The following is an 18,992-nucleotide window of genomic DNA, read 5'->3' on the forward strand; positions in this document are numbered from 1 at the left end:
GAATCATTTGTTCAGGTTCAGATTTCTAGCGAGTTTCAGCAATTGGGCGCTGATGCGGATGTTGGCGGCATTGGCATTGTCCAGGTTTACCTCGAAGTTCAGTCGGTTACCGTCCTGAACCAGCCCAATGGTACCGTTCTGTTCTAAAAAGCCCGGTTTGTCGCTGACAGTGACCACCGGCGCGCCCCTCAAATCCCGCGCAATCTCTCCGGCGCCGGCAGCCGACTTGGCGATATATACCAGATGGCAGGCTTTCAAATCTTTGCTCGCGACATCTTGGAGGACAGCCAACGGTTTGCCGTTGACGGTTTTGCCTTCCAGTGCCAACAGATTGTCGCCAAGGTTGTGCGGGCTTACCAAGCACAAATTGAATTTGTTCTGGCTGGCGGCATCGGGCCATTCGATAAATTTGAAGAAGTTGTATAGAAACGCGACTTTTACCGCGGCTTCGTTGGCGGTTTCTGCGGCAAAGGCGCTGTGGAGGAATATCAGCGGCAGCACCAGCAGCGCACCGGCTCTGCGCGCCGACATGGCCAAATTCCGGCGCCAGCGAGCACGGCGGCATTGAACGGCCGCTTGGGGGCTGCGAGCTGTTTTTTGACGGATGTGCCAATTCATCGAGTCCGCCGTCCCGGTTAAAATTGCCAGCGCAAGGTGCCGTAGACCTCGCGTTGTACGGCGGTTGCGGTGGAAAATAGATCGGAACCGTATTCGAAATGGTAACTGTCGAGCAGATTGCGCCCGACCAACGCCAATTCCAAGCCGGAGCCCAGATCCCAAGCCAAGCGTGCGTCGAGATCCTGATAGCCTTGAGTAAAGCTCCGATTGGTGACGGTGGAACTGACGAAACGCCAATTCAAATCCAGTTTCAGTTGCGGAGTAATATCGTACATCGACCAGAGCATGGCTTTGTGCACCGGATAGCTGCTACGGTCACTGACGACGACACTGGCCGGCACGCCGTTGCCCGGACGGACGCGGTCTTCCTCGTGGCTGTAGTTGGCTTTTAGTTTCCACTTGTCGGAAACCTGCCAATCCAAACTGACCTCGCCGCCGTAGACTTCGGCAATGCCCAAATTGCTCAGGCCGGTACTCACCAATACGTAACTTGCCGGCGGCACGATTTTGAAACTGTTACTAATCGAATAACTGGTGAAGTCGTCGTATTTGTAATGGTAAAGCGCGATGTCGGCGCTGAGCTGCGAAGTTATTTGGCCGCGCCAACCCAGTTCGAAGCCGAGCATTTTTTCGGCTTCAAGGTCGGGATTACCGACCAAGCCGGTGATCATGGGTACCGGCAACCCGGGCTGCGGCGGCTGCAGATGCAGGCTGTACGAGATATTTTGTTCCACCCAGTTCGGTGTTCTGACCGAACGCGATACCGAGGCCCAGAAAGAATTGCGGTCGTCCGGCGTCCATAACAGACGGGCGTTGGGCTGAACTTCGAAATCGGTGACCGGGTTGTGTTCGACTTTGCCGCCCAATGTCAAACGCCAGCGGTCCGGGACCAGACTGATTTCGTCTTGCGCAAAGAAACTATAAATTCGATCAGTCCGTTGCGGTGCGCTCATCGAAATTTGCGGACTGTTTTCAAAGTCATTGAGGTTGAAGCGCAAACCGGTCCCCCACAACAGCAGGTGGCGATCGTCCAGTTTATAGTTGTGCTGAAAGTCGATATCGAAACTATCGATCTGGTATTGAGAGTTCAGAAACGGCGATTTTCGGCTGTGCCGGTCCCAATACATCCGCACGACGGTAGTGGAGTCGGTGCCCTGGTGGTGTTCCCAGCGGCCTTGCAAATAGTGGCCGGAGAATTGTTGGTTGGCAGGTAGTAGTTGGGAGTAGGGTGGTGCCATCACCGGCGTCAGATTGGCCGTTAAGGCCGGAAACTCAACCGGTGCGCCATTACTGTCGCCGATAAATGCGTCTCCCTGGATACTCAGCTTATTGGCAATATCGAAGGCTTTGTCGTAGCGAAAGCCGACTTTGCTCATATCGCCTTCGTCGCCGGCCTGACGAGACGATTCCCGGGTTCTGGAGTCGCCGTAATCCGAGTGGCGGGCGTAGACTTTTAAATAGGCCTCGTCGCCCAAATCGACGCCGTAACGGACGCCGCCGCCGTAGCGCTGAGTGCCGACTTGGCCGCTCAATAAAGCGCCTTGGGTGTTGTTTGCGGTTTTGGTGATGATATTGATTACGCCGTTTACCGCGTTGGCTCCCCATAGGCTGGCGCCGGGACCGCGAATTACTTCAATGCGCTCAATGTCCTCCATCATCACGTCCTGCTGGTCCCACCAGACGCCGGAGAACAGCGGGTTGTAAACACTGCGGCCGTCTACCAGCACCAGCAATTTATTGGCAAACTGGGTATTGAAGCCGCGCACCGAAACCGCCCATTTGTTGCCGTCGACTTTGGCTACATTCAAGCCGGGGACCACCCGCAACGCTTCGGGAATCGTAGCGGCCCCGCTGCGGCGGATGTCTTCGTTGCTCAGCACGTAAATCGCTGCCGGCACATGGCTGAGGTCGGTCGACGTTTTCATCACAGACGTCACGTCCAGATTCAACAACTGCTCGACGCTCAGCGCTGTCAAATCCGGCAGATTTTCGTCGTCCGGGGATTGATTGGCCGCTTCGGCGAACTGAGTGGCGGCCGACCAGGCCATTACCAGGGCCAACGTCGCCGGAGTCAAGGGGTGGTATGCCTTACTTAACATGGTCGGGAGCTCAGAAAGTCAATTGGAATTTCAAACGAAGCTCCCTGCCGTTCATGCGGATGATGTCTACTTGGTCGCTGACCCCCGGCATTTGCGGGTGAATATCGAACAGATTATAGATGCCGAAAGAGGTGTCCAGGCCTCGGATGATTTTATCCGAACTCAGGTTGACGTTCACCAGATTGTAAGCGTCGGCAAAGCTGCCGGCATAATCCAGTTTGCGCCGGTCGATGAAGATGTTTTCGATCCCCAGCGTTAGATTGTCGTTAAAAAAGGATTCGGCGTAATGCAATTTAAACAGGTTTTGCGGCGAGTAGGCGGCCCAAGTGCCGTGCAGATTCTCGTTAGTCAGTAGATTGTAGGTATATGAGGCTTTTAGCAACCGGCCATTGTTCCAACGTTTTTCCGCTTCCAACTCGATGCCGTAAGCGTGGTAGCGACCGTAATTTTGCACCGAATAATCGCCGTTGATGTCGTCTGTGACTGGACGGCCCTGCAGCAATTGAGAGATATCGTTGTAAAACACCGAACTTAGCAGCCGCAACCCGCTGTTGCCGCGCCATTCGGCGACGGCTTCGTAGCTTTTGATCTGCTCTTCGCGCATGTCGGGGTTGGCGACGAACCCAAACGCATTGTAGTCGCGTTCCCAGGAGTTGGGTGCCCGAAAGGTCGAGCTGTACAGCAGTTTAAACTGGGTGTTATCCAAAGGGCTCCAAATCAAGCCGAGCCGCGGGTTGGCCTGCATACTGTTCAGCATATGGTGGTAGTCGAGGCGGGCGCCGGCGCTGAAAATCAGATCGTCCAGGATCTGGATATCGTCCTGCAGATAAGCTTCCAGCCGGTGGCCGCTACGCCGGCTTTGGACGTAGGAGAAGTAAGGGTCAATGTCGTGATTAACCAGGGACTGACGCTGGTCGTATTGGTATTCCAACCCCATGATGACGTGGTGGCCGTCGATCGGCGAAAAGGTCAATTGCGCTTCGCCGCCCCACCAGCGGCCGCTGGCGAAATCGTGGTTGATGACCCGTGTTCCGTCGACCAGATAAGCCTGATCGGCATGGTAACCGTAGCCTTGGTAAAAGCCTTTAACTTGTAGCTTGCTGGTGTCGCTGAAGTTTTTTTCGTATTTGAGATTGGTGAAAAATTGTTTGTCCTCGGTGAAGTATTGCTGGTCGTTGAATACGGCATCGAATGATGCGGTCGGTACCCGTTTAAAACGATTGACATAACCGCCGCTCAACGTGAATTCTTCGAAGGTGAACTTACCGAACAAGCGGTCGGAGCGTTCGTCATCCATGTTGTGGGCGACACCATAGTTGGTCTCGGGGGCATCAAATCCCGGAAAATACAAGTTTTCCACACCGGCGCTATCGAAATGCGACGCCGAAAACAGCAAGTCGGCACCGTTGTCCAGCGTCTTGCCGTAACTGACTCGGCCCTTGTAGGTTTCGAAAGTGCCGATTTCCCCGGCCAATTGCGCGCCGTTGACCGCCTGGCCTTTTTTGGTGACGACGTTGATCATGCCCAAAAACGCATTGGCGCCATAGATAGAAGAACCCGAACCCGGCACATATTCGATGTGGTCCACCAAGTCCAGGTCCAGCATGAACTCCTGCGCGATGTAGCCGCCGTCGTAGATGTTTTCGTTCATTCGCTGGCCGTCGATCATCAGCAAAATCCGCGAATTGTAGTCGCCGCTACGCATGAAACCGCGCGCACCAAGAAAACTGTAGTTGCGGTCGTTACTGGTGAACAGCCCGCGCAGACTGTTTAACGCTTCCGCGAGGGTGCGCCAGCCGAAGGTGCGAATGTCTTTTGCGGTCAAGATCGAAATTGACGTGGGAGCCTGACTGGTTTTTTCGCCAAGACGCGACGCACTGATGATGTCAAGTTTCAATAATTCTTCGATCGACAGATTGGTGAAATCTTCACGGGTCGCTTCATTGGCGAAGGCCGTCGAGGCGAAGAATGACGCCGCAATCAGTTTACGCATTGAGTATACAGATCGATTCTGGGTGAATTCATTGACTCGAGTGTCTGCTAGCGGGATATCAATTTGGGTAACAGTAGTTGAAGCTCAATTGTGTAAGGGTTAGCAGATACTCAAAATGCGATTAGATTGCCAGATTTCGAGTTTTTGGCGAACGGTTTCCCGCCAAACCGTGCAACCTACCGCAGATTTTCACATTCGATTCCAAATAGTACTAAAAAATTGTGTTTAGCTTGGCTGTCTGCGCCAAGACCTAGAGTTTTATCGAGCGGCACGAAATTCGGTTTGGGTGGGCTGCGAGTGTATTTATGTACCGGGATTGTGGAGTCCCGCATAAACCCGATCTGCCGCAATTAAAGCGCCTTCAAGATAACCGCCCTGGTCGACGGCTGTTTCGCTGCCGGAAAAATATAACTTATCGTTCCACAGGTTTAGTTGCAGCCAGTGCTGACCGTAAATGGGGTGGGTAATCGGCGCTACGCTGTCGGCGTCCGTTGCCGCGAAACGCTCCCGGCTCCAGGGCCTTCTGGCTGGCCGTGATGGGCGGCGACAATCCCAGCGGCTTTGAGGACAGCCTGGAACATCCGGTCGAGCAAGTCAGTTGGGCTGATGTTCAACGCTTCATCGAAAAGTTGAATCAGCTGATTCCCGGCTTGACGGCGCAATTGCCCAACGAAGCACAATGGGAATATGCCTGCCGGGCCGGCACGACCACACCGTTTTCATTTGGGGCTAATATCACGCCGAAGCAGGTCAACTACGATGGCAACTATCCGTATGCTGACGGCGAAAAAGGCCTGTATCGTGAAAAGACTGTGCCGGTAAAATCGCTGCCGGCCAACCCGTGGGGTTTTTACGAAATGCACGGCAATGTGTGGGAATGGTGTCAGGATGTGTGGCAAACAGACCTCGGTACGGCAGCGGTGGTCGATCCGCTGACACAGGCGGACGCAGACACGGGCGGCGCCCGCGTGTTGCGCGGCGGCTCGTGGTACGGCGGCGGCGGGGATTTGCGCTCCGCCGTCCGCGGCCACTACCGGCCCAATTATCGCGGCGACGGCATCGGTTTCCGTCTTGCCCTAGGTCATGCTGAGCTCAGGCCGGCGGCGGAGCCGGGTCAATCAAGCTGAGCCCTTACGGACAGCGGCGTTGCGGAGTAGCCGCGGTCGGGACGGGCGGTAGTTGCCAATTAACAGGCAAGCGTTGTCATATTGACATTGTTCCCGTACGACAAGTGGGAACAATACAAGACAAATTGCAATCGACGATTTAAAAACGCTGTTGCAGTGTGTAGACTAAGTTAACTTAGTCTATTAGGGGTGAAGATGGCTACCGTCAATATTCATGAAGCTAAAACCCATTTATCGCGCTTGGTCGATCAGGCCGCAAGCGGCGAATCGTTTGTGATTGCCAAGGCCGGCAAACCCATGGTCAGAGTCTGTGCGCTGGATAGCCCGCAAGCCGGACAAGTCCGGCGGACAGGTTTCATGGTCGGCCAGATTCAAGTGCCGGAGGATTTCGACACCATGGGCAGCGACGAGATTGCCGGCTTGTTCGGTAGCAGCGATGAAACTGCTGCTTGATACCCATCTGCTGTTGTGGACTGCAGGGATGCCGAACAAACTGAGCCCGGCAGCGCGGCAATGGCTGGAAAATCCAGAGCACGAATTGGTTTTCAGTGCCGCCAGTTTATGGGAAATTGGGATCAAGCGCGGCTTGGGGCGGAGCGATTTTCTGGTTGACGCGCGCTTATTGCGGCGCGGATTGCTGGATAACGGTTACAACGAATTACCGATCAAAAGCGAACACGCAGTGTTTATCGACAGTTTGCCCGCCATTCATAAAGATCCGTTCGACCGCATGTTGGTGGCTCAGGCCAGTGTCGAGGGTTTTTTGCTGCTGACAGCCGATAGTACGGTTGCCCAGTATCCCGGGCCGGTACGTTTGGTTTGATTTGGCGTCTTTGAGCGCCGGCCACGTATAATTCCCGCCTTTTATCTTCTTGTCGAATCATGTCCGTTCAGCCACAAATTAAACTTCTGGCACAGCAATTATCCGGCGCAATGAGTGCCGACAGGCATTCGCTCAAACGCCAGCTTGACCGCTTGCGCAACGAGGTGGGCAAAGGCAAGGAAGTAGGCGGGCAACTCCAGCAACTGGCCGACAAGATCGAACGTTCCGTAGGTCGTTGTAACCAGCGGCGGGCGTCGGTTCCGGTTATCCAGTATCCGGATTTACCGGTCAGCGGCAAGAAGGACGAGATTGCAGAGCTGATTAAGAGCAATCAAGTAACGATAGTCTGCGGCGAGACCGGCTCGGGCAAGACCACTCAGCTGCCGAAGATTTGTCTGGAAATTGGCCGCGGCGTGACCGGCATGATCGGCCACACCCAGCCCAGAAGGATTGCGGCGCGCACCGTTGCCGACCGCATCGCCGAGGAGTTGGGCCAGGCCATCGGCAACACCGTCGGTTACAAGGTGCGCTTCCATGACCAGACCGCGCCGAATTCGCTGGTCAAGTTGATGACCGACGGTATTTTGCTGGCCGAGACCCAGAACGACCGCTACTTAAACCAATACGACACGCTGATCATAGATGAGGCGCACGAGCGCAGTCTGAATATCGACTTTTTGCTGGGTTATCTGCGCTGGCTGTTGCCGAAGCGGCCGGATTTGAAGGTGGTGATTACTTCGGCGACCATCGACCCGGAGCGTTTTGCCAAGCATTTTAACGGCGCGCCGATCGTCAACGTCTCCGGCCGCACCTATCCGGTGGATGTTCGTTATCGGCCCATCGAGTTGATCGAGGAAGACGATGAGACCTCCGCCGACTTGCAGCAGGCGATACTGGATGCGGTCGACGAGCTATACCGGGATTTGCGCGGCGACATTTTGATTTTCCTGAGCGGCGAACACGAGATCCGCGAGACCACCGAATCCTTGCGCAAGTCGCATAACAACGGCCGCTACGAGGTGTTGCCGCTGTATTCCAAACTCAGCGTCGCCGAGCAGGAGCGGGTGTTCAAACCGTCCGGCAACAAGCCGCGTATTGTGCTGGCCACCAACGTCGCCGAGACTTCGCTGACCGTGCCGGGCATTCGCTGCGTGATCGATTCCGGCCATGCCCGCATCAGCCGCTACAGCGCCAAGAGCAAGATTCAGCGCTTGCCGATCGAGCGCATCTCGCAAGCCAGCGCCAATCAAAGGGCAGGGCGTTGCGGCCGGGTCGCGGAAGGCATTTGTATTAGGCTGTATTCCAAGGAAGATTATCTGGCGCGGCCGGAATTCACCGATCCGGAGATTTTAAGAACCAATCTGTCGTCGGTGATATTGCAGATGGCGGCCTTGAAGCTGGGCGACATCGAGGAGTTTCCCTTCGTCGAGCCGCCCGACGAAAAAATGGTCCGCGACGGCAAGACCTCGTTGTTCGAGGTCGATGCGCTGGACAAGCAAGGCAATCTGACCGACACCGGCCGGCAATTGGCGAAGATTCCGACCGACCCGAAACTGGCGCGGATGCTGTTGGCCGCGGCGCAATTGGGTTCGCTGCACGAAGTGGCGATCATCGTTTCGGCGCTCAGCATCCAGGACCCACGCGACAAGCCGGCCGATAAATTGCCCCAAGCCGAAGCCAAACACGCCCAATTCAAAGCCGAGGATTCGGACTTTTTGACGCTGTTGAACCTGTGGAATGCCTTCGAGGAACAGAAGAAACATCTGACCAACTCCAAACTGCGCAAGTATTGCCAGGACAACTTTTTGTCCTATATCCGCATGCGCGAATGGCACGACATCCACGCCCAGATCATGCAGGTAGCGCGCGGCGATCTGGGCCTGAAGACCGCCGGCAATCCGGCCAATTATGAACAAATCCATATGGCCTTGCTGCCGGGTTTGCTGTCCAACATTGGTTTCAGACATGAGCAATATGAATATCTGGGTGCGCGCGGCCTGAAGTTTTTCATCTTCCCCGGTTCCGGCCAGCACAAGGCGCGGCCCAAGTGGATCATGGCCGCCGAGCAGGTCGAGACCAGCAAGGTCTACGCCCGCACCGTCGCCAAGATCGAGCCGGAATGGATAGAGGCTTGCGCCCAGCACTTGGTCAAACGCAATTATTACGACCCGCATTGGGAGAAAAACGCCGGCCGTTGCGGCGTTTATGAGCGGACTTTGCTATACGGCTTGACCTTGACCGCCAAGCGCAAAGTGCCTTACGAAAACGTCGATCCCAAGGCGGCGCGGGAGATGTTCATCCGCCATGCGCTGGTCAATCAGGATTACCATTCCAACGCGCCGTTTTTTAAAGCCAACGAGAAGCTGCTGGAGGAGGTGGGTTATATCCAGCACAAGGGCCGCCGCGTCGATTTGATCGAAGACGAGGAGTGGCTATACCAGTTTTACGACAAGAAACTGCCGGCCGAAATCGTCAGCGGCATTACCTTGGACCAGTGGCGCAAGCAGGTCGAGCGCGACAATCCCAAGATTCTGTTCCTGACCAAAGAAGACCTGACCCGCACCGACGACAACCAAATCAACGACTGGGATTTTCCGGACAGCAAGAAAGTTGGCGATTTGACCATCGAGTTGCATTACCGCTTCGAGCCAGGCCACGACGAGGACGGCGTTACCGCGATCGTGCCGGTACACCAGCTCAACCAGATTCGGCAAACCCCGTTCGATTGGCTGGTGCCGGGTATGCTGGAGGAAAAGGTCGTGGCATTGATCAAGGGCCTGCCCAAGCATCTGCGCAAACATTTCGTGCCGGTGCCGAACACCGCCAAGGCTTGTCTGGAAATCGAGCCGGATTTCAAAGGTTCGCTGTACGAATGGCTGAGTAACCGCTTGCGCAAGTTAACCGGCGAGGCGATTCCGCTCAACGAGTGGCAGCCGGACGCCTTGCCCGAGCATTTGAAAATGAACTTTCGGGTGGTGGACGATGCCGGCCGCGCCATTGGTTACGGCCGCAATCTGGCCAAATTGCAGGCTCAGTTCGCCACCAAGGCCGGTGACAGTTTCGACAAGCTGGCGCAGGAAGAAATGAACCACACTGGCTGTATCGCCTGGGTGTTTGACGATTTGCCGGAGACCTGGCAGTTCATGCAAAAGGGCCAGAGCTTCATCGGCTTTCCGGCGATTTTGGATGAAGGTCAGACGGTTGGCGTGAAGATTCTGGAAACCCAGCACAAGGCCGAGCTGGCCCACTTTGACGGCTTGGTCAAGCTGTATCAATTGGTCTGCAAAAAAGACGCGCAATACATCTTAAAAAACCACGGTGTGTCGCCGGCTTTGCAACTGGCCTATAACCAATTGCCGGCGCATCCGCTGTTAAAGGACCGTGCCGGCGGCGATTTCAAGGAGGATGTGTTGTATGCGATCTTTGCCGCGGCGTTCGTCGAAGGCCAGACGATTCGCACGCAACAGCAATTCGAGTCTATTCTGGCGACGAAAAAGTCGACATTAATGTCGACCATGACGCAGGCCGGCAAGCAGATCGGCGAAATCCTGGCACACTATCAAACATTGAGCAGGCGCCTGCAGCAACCGGCTGTGGCGCCGGGCTTGCGCGAAGAGATCGAACAACAACTAAGCTTGCTGGTACACAAAGGCTTCTTGCGGTACACGCCGGCTGGGCAATTGCAGTCCGTGTCGCGCTATTTGAAAGCGGTGGAATGTCGTTTGGACAAGCAAAAACCGGACTCGGCCGAGGTACAGGGCTTGCAACGGTTGAACCAACGCTACTGGCAATACATAGCGAAGCAGAGCAAGACCGTCACGCCAACGCCGGAGCGGGAAACTTTTCGCTGGGCGCTGGAGGAACTGCGGGTGTCTATATTCGCCCAACAATTGAAAACGGCATTTCCGGTGTCGGTGCAGCGCCTGGAAAAGCAGTGGAGCGACAGCTATTAACAGCGGCGCTGGATAAACCATAACCAAGAGGGCAAACGATGATACCGATTCGCGATTCGATACCTTGCCAGACTAAGCCTTACGTCACTTGGGGCGTGATGGCCTTGTGCGTCGCGGTGTATTTGATGATGTTGCTGATGCCGGACGAAGTCGGCCAGCACTTCGCTTACATGTACGGCATGGTGCCGATTCGCTATTCCAACCCGGATTGGGCTTATGCCTTCGGTCTGCCACCGGACCACTATTTGTCGTTTCTGACCAGCTTGTTTTTACACGGCGGCTTTTTGCACCTGTTGATGAACATGGTGTTTTTGTGGATCTTCGCCGACAACATCGAAGATTTGATGGGGCATAAACGCTTTGTGGTGTTTTACATCTTGTGCGGGCTGATCGCGACTTACACCCAATGGTATTTTTATCCGACCATGGCGGTGCCGGTGGTTGGCGCTTCCGGGGCGATTGCCGGCGTATTGGGCGCCTATTTTGTGCGTTTCCCTTACGCGACGGTGGTAATTCTGGTGCCGATCCTATTTTATCCGCTGTTTTTTCAGGTACCGGCGATTGCCTTTCTCGGGTTTTGGGTGATCGTGCAATTGGGCGACGCTTTCACCGCGGCGGTGTTCGACAACGTCGCGGTGGATTCGGCCTGGTGGTCGCATCTGGGCGGTTTTGCGGCCGGGGCCCTGTTGCATCCGCTATTCATCGAGAATAAGCCGGCACAACAGGATTTGAGCGCCGAATAGCGCCGGTTGCGGGCAAAAAGTAGAGAAAACGCTAGGGGTTTTATTTTATAATGCCGATGTTAGCAAGCGGCGGAAAATACGATAGAAATCAAGGCCATTGCTTATAAGTGCAAAAGAATCCCCATTCAATCGAGAAATATTGATCATGAAAAACCTAAATGTTGTGCTGGTCAGGCTGCTGCAATTCGTGGTGTTTGCCTTGTTTACATTCATCGTGCTGGTTTATTTCGGCACCATGATTCTATTGCCGCTGGATATCGTGGTATTGATTACCAAAGCCTTGAGCGTGCTGGGCATCGGTACTGTGTTCGGCGCAATCATTGCGGTACCTGCCGTGGCTTACCTGGGCAAGATCGTTTACAACACGCCGGGTTTGATTCAAATGATCGTCGAAAACGGTATTGAACTGGCCAACTTGGGCAAACAACGGGTAGAGGCTTTCAATAAAATCGCTGAAGCTGCGAAATAAAGTTTTCACGGATAAGAAAAAGGGGCCTTTTGGCCCCTTTTTTGTGTCTGGCGGTTTACAGTTCCCGGGTGGCGCTGAAGTGGATGTCAGGCCAGCGTTCTTCCGTCAATTGCAGATTGACCCGGCTGGTGGCGAGATACACCAAATAACCGCCGCCGTCCTCGGCCAGATTTTCGAAGGCCTTGTTCCTGAACTCTTCCAGTTTAGCCGGATTGGCCGAGCTGACCCAGCGCACGGTGTTGATCGGCGAGGCGTCGTAAACGCATTCGACGTTGTATTCGTGCTTCAAGCGGTGGGCGGTGACATCGAACTGCAGAATACCGACTGCGCCCAGAATCAAGTCGTTGTTTTTCAGCGGTTTGAACAGCTGAGTGGCGCCTTCCTCGGTCAATTGCACCAAGCCTTTTTGCAGCGCCTTGGCGCGCAGCGGGTCTTTCAATACCACGCGGCGAAACAATTCCGGGGCGAAGTAAGGGATGCCGCCGAATTTCAGGTTCTCGCCTTGGGTGAAGGTGTCGCCGACCTGGATCGTGCCGTGGTTGTGCAGGCCGATGATGTCGCCGGGATAGGCTTCCTCGACGTTTTTGCGGCTGTCGGCCTGAAACGTAATCGCGTTGGCCACCTGGATGCTCTTGCCGATGCGGACGTGGTGCATCTTCATGCCCTTGTCGAATTTACCGGAACTGATGCGCATGAAGGCCACGCGGTCGCGGTGGGCCGGGTCCATATTGGCTTGAATTTTAAACACGAAGCCGGTGAACTTGTCCTCCTCCGGCTTGACCTCGCGCTGCTCGGCCTGGCGCGGACGCGGCGGCGGCGCAAATTCGGCGAAAGCATCGAGTAGCTCGACGATACCGAAGTTGTTGATCGCGGAACCAAAAAATACGGGGGTTTGTTCACCACGCAGATATTTTTCCAGATCGAATTCGTGGCTGGCACCTTTGACCAGTTCGATTTCCTCGCGCAATTCGTCGGCCTGCAGGCCGAGCAGTTGATCGAGTTGCGGATTATTCAAGCCCTTGACTAAGGTGGATTCGGCGATTTTACCGCCGTGTTGCGGGTTGAACAGTAGAATCTCATCGCGATACAACTGGTATACGCCCTTGAAGCGCTTGCCCATGCCGATCGGCCAGGTCATCGGCGCGCATTCGATTTTCAGCACACTTTCGACTTCGTCCAGCAGTTCGATCGGTTCCCGGCCCTCCCGGTCCAGTTTGTTGATGAAGGTCAGGATCGGGGTGTCGCGCAGGCGGCAGACTTCCATCAATTTGATTGTGCGGTCCTCGACACCCTTGGCGACGTCGATCACCATCAGCGCCGAGTCGACGGCAGTCAGCGTGCGGTAGGTGTCTTCCGAGAAGTCTTCGTGTCCGGGTGTGTCCAGCAGGTTGACGATAGCCCCGTTGTGCTCGAACTGCATAACCGAGGTGGTGACCGAAATGCCGCGTTCCTTTTCCATTTCCATCCAGTCGGAAGTGGCGTGCCGTGCCGCCTTGCGGCCCTTCACCGAGCCGGCCAACTGAATCGCGCCGCCGAACAGCAGCAATTTTTCGGTGATGGTGGTTTTACCGGCGTCGGGGTGGGAGATGATGGCAAAGGTTCTGCGGCGCTTATATTCTGGGACTTCCATGGAGATTCTGATAGGTTTCGCGGTAAATGTTGCGTCCGAACTGAAATGACGCAATTAAAGATCAAACCGGCATTATAACGTAAGCGGCCGCGGCGCTGGACGCTTGCCAGGTAAAGCAAAGATGTGATGGTCGGCTAGGTCCGCAGACTCGTGGAATCAGCCTGGCGAACGCCGCCGGGTGTGACGCTGAACATACCAATAGCAGGACAGGCTGCCGCACAAGCCGCCCAACGAATCGGCCAACCAATCCAGTGCGCTCGATTCACGGCCGACGACAAAGGATTGGTGCCATTCGTCGGATAGGCCGTATAAGCTGCAAAATATCGTGCCGATGACGAAGTGCCAGTGGCGTGGCACCGAGAAATGGGCGAAGTAGCGCCAAGCAAACACTGCCATCGCGAAGTAGGCCAGGAAATGGTCGAGCTTGTCCTGGTTCTCGACCAGCGCGTGGTCGGGCAGTTTGGTTTGGTCGGAAAGCCAGAAAATCAATGCGCAATACAGCAGCAGGGCGGATAGATCCAGAATTTTGTACATGACGGCGGCTCAGGTTTCCGGTGGCGGTTGTAGCGGTTTGCGGTAACTGTCGAACAAGTAGCTGATTTCCTCCAGGCCGTCTTCTATCGACCAGGAAACCGTTTTGGACAGCAAATCTAGCAAAATCACGCCGTTGACGGCGGCGTCTTCGCTGATTCCGGCTTTCAGCCGCTGGGTCAGGTGCTGGTTGACGACTTGTAGGTTTCGATAGATTTTCAGTAACTCGTCGAGCTCCAGCGAATAGGGCAAACCGTCCTGGCGGCGAAAATATTGTGCTAATAAAAAGGTGGCCGTCACTCGATAAATGGTTTCGTCCTGGTCGGCCAAAGGCAGATGAAAGCGCGCCATCGGCTTAAGATATTCGGTATGCGGGCAGGGACTGGTGGCCATGATCAAACCCAGAATCGAACTGGCAATGTGTTGCGCCGTGGTTTTGCAGTGAATCGTGCGTCTGTCGGTGATGACTTCGACGCTCATCGGTTTATGCGACACCAAATGGCCGCACAACTCCAATAGCGGCGCCAGATTGACGGCTACCGGGCAATGCGGCGTTTCAGCGGCGTGCAAGGGGCAGTTTTGGCATTGGTGGTAGCTCAATTCGGTCCAGTACGGGTAGGGTGCCTCAGCCGCCGGAACTAAGGTCATGGTCGGTTTGTGGATTTCGACGAGAAATTCCGCGCAAGTGTAATCTTCGGCGGTAAGCCTGTAGACAAAACGTAACAGGTCTTGCGGCGGGTATGCGTTGGACATGGGAGATGTAGCTTCAACCTAAATTCTGATGATTGTAGCGCTGCCTGTAAGCGTTTGCTTGGGCTTGTTTGGCATTCGTTTTTGCGACGCCACAAACCCGCATTGAAGCGCTAACGCCGCTTTTCGGAGCGCTTCGGCACACCCTGGCCGCTTTGATTGCTGCGCGGAGTATGCTTTCGGCGCTGCTCGTGTTTGTTATTCGCGTTATCGAAGCCGGTGTGCTTGGTCTTAAAGGTCTGTGTTTTGGCCGGTTTGTTCACCGGTTCGGCGTCGGTTTTCGGTTGAAAACTCGGCACCAAATGCTGCTTGCCATTGCCGATCAAGTCCGCCCGCCCCATTTCCTTCAACGCTTCCCGTAATAGCGGCCAGTTTTTCGGGTCGTGGTAGCGTAGAAAGGCCTTGTGCAGCTTGCGCTGTTTCATGCTGCGCGGAATCGGAATGTCCGGGACGTTACGGCCGACTTTGTGCAGGGTATCCTTGCCGGAATGGTACATGGCAGTGGCAATCGACATCGGCGACGGCAAAAACGCCTGCACCTGGTCGGCGCGGAAGCCGTTGCGTTTCAGCCATAGCGCCAGATTCAACATGTCCTTGTCTTCGGTGCCAGGGTGGGCGGCGATGAAGTACGGGATCAGGTACTGTTCCTTGCCGGCTTCTTTCGAGTACTTATCGAACATCTGCTTGAAGCGGTCGTAAGTGCCCATGCCGGGTTTCATCATCTTCGACAAAGGGCCTTGTTCGGTGTGTTCCGGGGCGATTTTCAGGTAGCCGCCGACATGGTGGCTGACCAGTTCTTTCACATATTCCGGCGTCTCGACGGCAATGTCGTAACGCAGGCCGGAGGCGATGAAGATTTTTTTGATGCCGGGTAAGGCGCGGGCGCGGCGGTAGAGTTTGACCAGCGGGGTCTGATCGGTGTTCAGGTTTTGGCAGATGCCAGGATAAACGCAGGACGGCTTGCGGCAGGATGCCTCGATTTTCGGGTCCTTGCAGGCCAAGCGCCACATGTTGGCGGTGGGCCCGCCCAGGTCGGAAATATTGCCGGTGAAGTTGGGCGAGGTATCGCGGATGGCTTCGATCTCGCGGATAATCGAATCTTCCGAACGGTTTTGAATGATGCGGCCTTCGTGCTCGGTGATCGAGCAAAAGCTGCAACCGCCGAAACAGCCGCGCATGATCAGCACCGAATGTTGGATCATTTCGAAGGCCGGAATATTGGCCTTGCCGTAAGCATGGTGCGGCAAGCGCGAATAGGGCAGGTCGAACACGCCGTCCATTTCCGGCGTGGTCAGCGGCAGCGGCGGCGGGTTGATCCAAACCTCGCGGTTATCGTGGCGCTGGATCAGGGCGCGGGCGTTGCCGGGGTTGGTTTCGCCGTGCATCACCCGCGAAGCGTGGGCGTACAAAATCGGATCGTCCTTGACCGCGTCGTAATCCGGTAGCCGAATCACGGTTTGGGCGCGGTTTTTATTGGCGATGGGTTTGAATTGGATGACTTTTTCGTTATCCGCCAGCCCAGTGTCGGCCGATGTCGGCGCCGATTCGCAACTGGGCATTTCCTGATACGGATTCTGGTGCACGATGGCTGCGCCGGGCTGATCGAAATGGGTCGAATCCTTTTCAATCCAGCCTTGCGGCACTTGTTTGACGAAGTGGACGGTGCCGCGGATGCCTTTCAAATCGTGAATGCTCTCGCCCTTCGCCAATCGATGCGCAATCTCGACGACTTGGCGCTCGGCGTTGCCGTACACCAGCAAATCCGCCTTCGAATCCAGCAAGATCGACTTGCGTACCTTGTCCGACCAATAATCGTAATGGGCGATGCGGCGCAGGCTGGCCTCAATGCCGCCAATGACGATCGGCACGTTTTTAAAGGCTTCCCGGCAGCGGTGCGAGTAGACGTTGACCGCACGGTCCGGGCGCTTGCCGGCTTCGCCGTTGGCGGTGTAAGCGTCGTTGGAGCGGATTTTCTTGTCCGAGGTATAGCGGTTGACCATCGAATCCATATTGCCGCCGGTAACGCCGAAGAACAGCTTGGGCTGGCCTAGTTTTCTAAAATCGTCGGCGCTTTGCCAATCGGGTTGGGAAATGATGCCGACTCGAAAACCCTGCGCCTCCAGCACCCGGCCGATCACCGCCATGCCGAAACTGGGATGGTCGACGTAGGCGTCGCCGGTTACCAGAATGATGTCGCAGGCGTCCCAGCCCAGCGCGTCCATTTCGGCGCGGCTCATCGGCAATTCCGGTGCCGGACCGAAGCGGTGGGCCCAGTATTTTTTGTAACCGAAGATGTTGGGGGCGTTGTGGATCATGGTTTCAGAACTCGATGCAGGAGGCTGGGATTATTGCGTTTAAAGTCTTGCATGAACACTGGGAATTCCAGTTGATATTGCAGCTCGAGCGCTTTGGCTTTGGTTATCAGGGTTTTGAACTGCAGTTTCGGAAAGTTTTCGCCGAAGGCAAAGCCGATGACATTGCCGCGGTTCCGCACCGGCAGAAACAGCATGCGCCAACTGAAAATCCTGCCCATATGCCAGGAAACTTGCTGAAACATGGCCTTATCGGTACCCCATAAATTGATCACCAACACCCCGTCCGGTTTCAGCAGACTGCGGCAATCGTCGAAAAAACGTTGGCTGCCGACTTCAGGCGCCATGCCGTTCTCGTCGTACGCATCGATCATGATCACGTCGTGAATCTCCGACAGTTCCTGACTTTGACGGCGAACATGCTCGGCGCCGCAACCGATTTTGACTTTCAGGCGCGAATTGAACGGCAGGCCGAAGTGGCTACGGGCCACTTTTAACACGCTGCTGCGGAATTCGACTACTTTCAGCCGGCATTCCGGGAACTGGTGCAGCATAAATTTGGCGATAGTGCCGCCACCGAGGCCTATCATCAGCACATCACGCGGGTCGTCGTTGAACAGCAGCAGCGCCATCATCGCCCGGGCGTAGAAGGAATGCAGCCGGTTCGGATCGGCCATCAACATACTGCTTTGCCGGGCAGGCGAGCCGAAATGCAGCGCGCGTTCGCCGTTGTTATCGACGACTTCGATCACACCCTCGTCGTCATGGCTTTGGTGGACGACTAGGCCTTCGTATTTGTACATGCAGTGCGGCAAACGGAAAAGACGGCGCTATTTTCCTTGAAAATCCGCTGCTTGTCTTCTGATTCCTGATTAATTCGGAGCTGGCGGCGGCAGTGCGAGTAGACGGATTGCCGTTTGTGCGCTCGACACTTGCGGTCTTAGGGTTATCGCCCTACAGTGGAGGCCCCCAAAACCACTATTCCGAGGCTTCGTTATGAACAGACTATTGCCGATCCTGGTATTGATGGCGCCGGCGCTTGCGGCAGCCAATGCCGCCGATAGCCGGAGTGTCTCCCAGCCTGCTGCGAACCCGAAAATGCAGCAGATGTTGGAAAAAATTCAAGCGATGCAAAACTGCATGAAAGACGTCGACAAAGCCGAGCTGCAAGCTTTGGAATCGCAGGCCAAACAATTGAGTAGCGACGTCAAGCAGTTGTGCGCCGCGGGCAAGCGCGACGAAGCTCAACAACGGGCGATCGGGTTCGGTCAGGAAATCGCCGCAAACAAAGCCATGCAATTGACCAAAAAGTGTAGCGAAGGCTTGGCCGGGTTGACACCGGATCTGGTCGCGGCAGAATCCTACTCGGAAAGCGGCAAAGCTCGCCATATTTGCGATAACTCGATACATCCTTAGTCCGGCGAAGCAGACGGTGCCGGCGGCCGCAGGCAGGCGATTCGCCCATGTCGTTGTTCAACTCCGCCGGCATCGCGTAAAATCGCCTTTCGCCATCATGTCCGTATTGGAGAAGAAATCATGAAATACCGTTTGTTTGCTTTGCTGATGCTCGCCGCCGGCTTGGCCAATGCCGAAGAGGCTAAAGAAGAATGGAACGAAACCAGCTTAAGCAATGAATCCATCGAAAAAATTCAAAAAGCGCAATTCAATTATAAAAAGTGCGTAGTCGACACGATGCAAAAACCGGATTTTGCCAAGCTGGAAAGCCGCAACGCGACCGATGCCATCATTAAATTGTGCGAACCGACGCTAGCCGAAATGCGCCAGGTTTATGTCGACGCGCAGGTGCCGGGCGTCATCGCCGACCGCCACTTGAAAACCATGCGCATCAAAGTTACCCGCAATTTGTTGCAGGAACTGATGTACGCCGAGGCCGCAAAAAAATCCGGCATGCCTCAGTGATTTAGCCGAGCCGACCGGCAATCC

The 18,992-nt window shown here is 55.3% G+C and carries 16 protein-coding genes; 8 read left to right on the forward strand and 8 right to left on the reverse strand.

The genetic code is table 11. From position 1 onward, the window contains the following. Positions 1–3: 3 nt before the first annotated feature. The 3 genes from C2U68_RS04350 to C2U68_RS04360 form a co-directional block, all read right to left on the reverse strand. Positions 4–531 carry a YfiR family protein gene (locus C2U68_RS04350; protein WP_260839213.1) on the reverse strand — a complete coding sequence of 176 codons (528 nt, stop codon included), beginning with the start codon at positions 529–531 and terminating at the stop codon, positions 4–6. Positions 532–635: 104 nt separating this feature from the next. After that, complete coding sequence (locus C2U68_RS04355) at positions 636–2,717, reverse strand: TonB-dependent receptor plug domain-containing protein (RefSeq protein ID WP_260839214.1); 2,082 nt, start codon at positions 2,715–2,717, stop codon at positions 636–638. Between the two features lie 10 nt (positions 2,718–2,727). After that, positions 2,728–4,710 (reverse strand): TonB-dependent receptor plug domain-containing protein, encoded by a 1,983-nt coding sequence (locus tag C2U68_RS04360; protein ID WP_140911284.1) that lies wholly within the window; start codon positions 4,708–4,710, stop codon positions 2,728–2,730. Positions 4,711–5,201: 491 nt separating this feature from the next. On the opposite strand from C2U68_RS04360, the gene C2U68_RS04365 reads away from it, so the two are divergent. The 6 genes from C2U68_RS04365 (at position 5,202) to C2U68_RS04390 (ending at position 11,825) form a co-directional block, all read left to right on the forward strand. Continuing rightward, positions 5,202–5,837: a formylglycine-generating enzyme family protein gene (locus tag C2U68_RS04365; RefSeq protein ID WP_222101863.1), complete on the forward strand. Its 636-nt coding sequence runs from the start codon at positions 5,202–5,204 to the stop codon at positions 5,835–5,837. A gap of 195 nt (positions 5,838–6,032) precedes the next feature. Continuing rightward, a complete protein-coding gene (locus tag C2U68_RS04370) occupies positions 6,033–6,290 on the forward strand; it encodes a type II toxin-antitoxin system Phd/YefM family antitoxin (protein WP_140911285.1) in 258 nt (85 codons plus the stop codon). Further along, positions 6,274–6,660 (forward strand): type II toxin-antitoxin system VapC family toxin, encoded by a 387-nt coding sequence (locus C2U68_RS04375; protein WP_140911286.1) that lies wholly within the window; start codon positions 6,274–6,276, stop codon positions 6,658–6,660. The genes C2U68_RS04370 and C2U68_RS04375 overlap by 17 nt, the downstream gene beginning before the upstream one ends. Before the next feature lie 59 nt (positions 6,661–6,719). After that, complete coding sequence (gene hrpA, locus C2U68_RS04380) at positions 6,720–10,613, forward strand: ATP-dependent RNA helicase HrpA (RefSeq protein ID WP_140911287.1); 3,894 nt, start codon at positions 6,720–6,722, stop codon at positions 10,611–10,613. 38 nt (positions 10,614–10,651) lie between these two features. After that, entirely contained in the window at positions 10,652–11,356 is a 705-nt protein-coding gene (locus C2U68_RS04385) for a rhomboid family intramembrane serine protease (RefSeq protein ID WP_140911288.1), read from the forward strand. Positions 11,357–11,501: 145 nt separating this feature from the next. Next, on the forward strand, positions 11,502–11,825 hold the full coding sequence (locus C2U68_RS04390; protein ID WP_140911289.1) for a hypothetical protein: 324 nt from the start codon (positions 11,502–11,504) through the stop codon (positions 11,823–11,825). A gap of 55 nt (positions 11,826–11,880) precedes the next feature. Here C2U68_RS04390 and C2U68_RS04395 read toward each other — a convergent pair whose 3' ends face one another. From C2U68_RS04395 to C2U68_RS04415, 5 genes are all read right to left on the reverse strand, one after another. Next, positions 11,881–13,461, reverse strand: a complete 1,581-nt coding sequence (locus C2U68_RS04395) for a peptide chain release factor 3 (RefSeq protein WP_140911319.1) — start codon at positions 13,459–13,461, stop codon at positions 11,881–11,883. Between the two features lie 150 nt (positions 13,462–13,611). Then, positions 13,612–13,989, reverse strand: a complete 378-nt coding sequence (locus C2U68_RS04400; RefSeq protein WP_140911290.1) for a VanZ family protein — start codon at positions 13,987–13,989, stop codon at positions 13,612–13,614. Between the two features lie 9 nt (positions 13,990–13,998). Then, positions 13,999–14,739, reverse strand: a complete 741-nt coding sequence (locus C2U68_RS04405) for a DUF6901 family protein (protein ID WP_140911291.1) — start codon at positions 14,737–14,739, stop codon at positions 13,999–14,001. Between the two features lie 110 nt (positions 14,740–14,849). Then, complete coding sequence (locus C2U68_RS04410; protein ID WP_186289490.1) at positions 14,850–17,051, reverse strand: YgiQ family radical SAM protein; 2,202 nt, start codon at positions 17,049–17,051, stop codon at positions 14,850–14,852. After that, positions 17,048–17,851 (reverse strand): spermine synthase, encoded by an 804-nt coding sequence (locus C2U68_RS04415; RefSeq protein WP_140911292.1) that lies wholly within the window; start codon positions 17,849–17,851, stop codon positions 17,048–17,050. Before C2U68_RS04415 ends, C2U68_RS04410 begins: the two co-directional genes overlap by 4 nt. 193 nt (positions 17,852–18,044) lie before the next feature. Here C2U68_RS04415 and C2U68_RS04420 point away from each other — a divergent pair, with 193 nt between their 5' ends. Beyond that, positions 18,045–18,464, forward strand: coding sequence for a hypothetical protein (locus C2U68_RS04420; protein ID WP_140911293.1), 420 nt, complete (start codon positions 18,045–18,047; stop codon positions 18,462–18,464). A 120-nt stretch (positions 18,465–18,584) separates the two neighbouring features. After that, entirely contained in the window at positions 18,585–18,968 is a 384-nt protein-coding gene (locus C2U68_RS04425) for a hypothetical protein (protein ID WP_186289491.1), read from the forward strand. Positions 18,969–18,992 lie beyond the last annotated feature (24 nt).

Origin of the sequence: Methylomonas koyamae (assembly GCF_006483455.1) — a bacterium.
Classification (GTDB): domain Bacteria; phylum Pseudomonadota; class Gammaproteobacteria; order Methylococcales; family Methylomonadaceae; genus Methylomonas; species Methylomonas koyamae_B.

Excerpts from the sequence above, each read along its gene's own strand:
- C2U68_RS04350 (WP_260839213.1), bottom strand. The coding sequence starts at position 531 with ATGTCGGCGCGCAGAGCCGGTGCGCTGCTGGTGCTGCCGCTGATATTC.
- C2U68_RS04355 (WP_260839214.1), bottom strand. The coding sequence starts at position 2,717 with ATGTTAAGTAAGGCATACCACCCCTTGACTCCGGCGACGTTGGCCCTG.
- C2U68_RS04385 (WP_140911288.1), top strand. The coding sequence starts at position 10,652 with ATGATACCGATTCGCGATTCGATACCTTGCCAGACTAAGCCTTACGTC.
- C2U68_RS04425 (WP_186289491.1), top strand. The coding sequence starts at position 18,585 with ATGAAATACCGTTTGTTTGCTTTGCTGATGCTCGCCGCCGGCTTGGCC.
- C2U68_RS04410 (WP_186289490.1), bottom strand. The coding sequence starts at position 17,051 with ATGATCCACAACGCCCCCAACATCTTCGGTTACAAAAAATACTGGGCC.
- C2U68_RS04390 (WP_140911289.1), top strand. The coding sequence starts at position 11,502 with ATGAAAAACCTAAATGTTGTGCTGGTCAGGCTGCTGCAATTCGTGGTG.
- C2U68_RS04405 (WP_140911291.1), bottom strand. The coding sequence starts at position 14,739 with ATGTCCAACGCATACCCGCCGCAAGACCTGTTACGTTTTGTCTACAGG.
- C2U68_RS04375 (WP_140911286.1), top strand. The coding sequence starts at position 6,274 with ATGAAACTGCTGCTTGATACCCATCTGCTGTTGTGGACTGCAGGGATG.
- C2U68_RS04370 (WP_140911285.1), top strand. The coding sequence starts at position 6,033 with ATGGCTACCGTCAATATTCATGAAGCTAAAACCCATTTATCGCGCTTG.
- C2U68_RS04420 (WP_140911293.1), top strand. The coding sequence starts at position 18,045 with ATGAACAGACTATTGCCGATCCTGGTATTGATGGCGCCGGCGCTTGCG.
- C2U68_RS04400 (WP_140911290.1), bottom strand. The coding sequence starts at position 13,989 with ATGTACAAAATTCTGGATCTATCCGCCCTGCTGCTGTATTGCGCATTG.
- hrpA (WP_140911287.1), top strand. The coding sequence starts at position 6,720 with ATGTCCGTTCAGCCACAAATTAAACTTCTGGCACAGCAATTATCCGGC.
- C2U68_RS04360 (WP_140911284.1), bottom strand. The coding sequence starts at position 4,710 with ATGCGTAAACTGATTGCGGCGTCATTCTTCGCCTCGACGGCCTTCGCC.
- C2U68_RS04415 (WP_140911292.1), bottom strand. The coding sequence starts at position 17,851 with ATGTACAAATACGAAGGCCTAGTCGTCCACCAAAGCCATGACGACGAG.